Source organism: Corallococcus sp. CA047B, from assembly GCF_003612065.1.
Classification (GTDB): Bacteria; Myxococcota; Myxococcia; order Myxococcales; family Myxococcaceae; genus Corallococcus; species Corallococcus praedator.
Genome location: NZ_RAWD01000629.1, coordinates 1 through 1,765 on the forward strand (window position 1 = coordinate 1; position 1,765 = coordinate 1,765).

Here is a 1,765-nt window from a genome sequence, read left to right on the forward strand (position 1 = left end):
ATCCTCTGTCAGGGGCGGGGCAGCGCGGCGAACTCGGCGGTCTGCTACGCGCTGGGCATCACCGCCATCGACCCGGTGCGCATGGGGCTGTTGTTCGAGCGCTTCCTCAGCATGGAGCGCCGGGAGCCGCCGGACATCGACGTGGACTTCGAACACGAGCGCCGCGAGGAGGTGCTCCAGTACGTCTACGCGAAGCACGGCCGCCACAAGGCGGGCATGGTGTGCGAGGTCATCTGCTACCGGGGCCGGCTGGCGCTCCGGGAGGCGGGCAAGTCGCTGGGGTTGTCGTTGGATCAGGTGGACCGGCTGTCGCGGGTGGCCTCGGCGCATGGCTTCCAGGTGACGCCGGACGTCCTCAAGGAGGCGGGCCTGTCCCCCACGGACGGGCGGGTGTTGAGGACGCTGTCGGTGGCGAAGGAGCTGGAGGGCGTGCCCCGGCACCTGTCCATCCACGTGGGTGGCTTCGTGATGACGCGCGAGCCGCTGGTGGACCTGGTACCGGTGGAGAACGCGGCGATGCCGGGGCGCACCGTCATCCAGTGGGAGAAGGACGACATCAACGCGGTGGGCCTGTTGAAGGTGGACCTGCTGGCGCTGGGCATGTTGACGGCGCTGTCGAAGTGCTTCGCGTTGATCCGCCAGCATCACGGCCGTGAGCTGTCCCTGGCGACGGTGCCGCCGGAGGATCCGAAGGTCTACGACATGCTGTGCGAGGCGGACACGGTGGGCGTGTTCCAGATTGAGAGCCGCGCGCAGATGAACATGCTGCCCCGGCTGCGGCCCCGGGAGTTCTATGACCTGGTGGTGCAGATCGCCCTCATCCGGCCAGGGCCCATCGTGGGCAACATGGTGCACCCCTACCTGCGCCGCCGGCATGGCCAGGAGCCGGTGACGTACCCGAGCGAGGCGGTGCGGGGCATCCTCCAGAAGACGCTGGGCGTGCCGCTCTTCCAGGAGCAGGCGATGCGCCTGGCGATGGTGGCGGCGGGCTTCAGCGCGGGGGAGGCGGACGGGCTCAGAAGGGCGCTCAGCCACAAGCACGCGGAGGAGCGGATCCTCCCGTACCGGGGCCGGTTCGTGGAGGGCTGCGAGGCGCGCGGCTACGCACGCCCCCAGGCGGAGGAGTGGTTCAACCACTTCCGGGGCTTCGCGCACTACGGCTTCCCGGAGAGTCACTCCGCGAGCTTCGCGTTGATTGCGTATGCGTCCAGCTGGCTGAAGTGCCACTACCCGGCGGCGTTCACGGCGGCGCTGCTCAACTCACAGCCGATGGGGTTCTACGCGCCGCACACGCTGGTGGCGGACGTGCAGCGCCACGGGGTGGAGGTGCGGCCGGTGGACGTGCGCCGCTCCAGCTGGGACTGCACGTTGGAGGACGGGGCGCTCCGGCTGGGGTTCCGGATGGTGCGGGGGCTGGGGGGGACCGCGGGCCGTGCGGTGGCGTCCTGCCGCGATGGCGACTACGCGAGCGTGGGGGACCTGGCGCGGCGGGCGCGTATTCCCAGACACGAGCTGACGCGGCTGGCGCTGGCGGGAGCGCTGTCGTCGGTGTGCGGCGCGCGCAGGCAGGCGCTGTGGGAGATTCAAGCGCTGGGGCCGCTGGACGCGGACGACCTGTTCTTCGGGATGGCGATGGACGGCACGGCGGTGGAGTTGCCGCCCATGGGGGTCTACGAGCGGGTCTGCGCGGATTACGACACGGTGGGGCTGTCGCTGGAGAAGCACCCGCTGGAGTTGTTGCGGCCCACGTTGAAGCGGATGGGGG

At 70.3% G+C, this 1,765-nt stretch carries 1 protein-coding gene; it reads left to right on the forward strand.

Translation table 11 applies throughout. The features are described from left to right. Nucleotides 1–1,765: DNA polymerase III subunit alpha (gene dnaE, locus D7X74_RS41760; protein ID WP_120538453.1), on the forward strand; the 1,765-nt coding region annotated here is incomplete at both ends.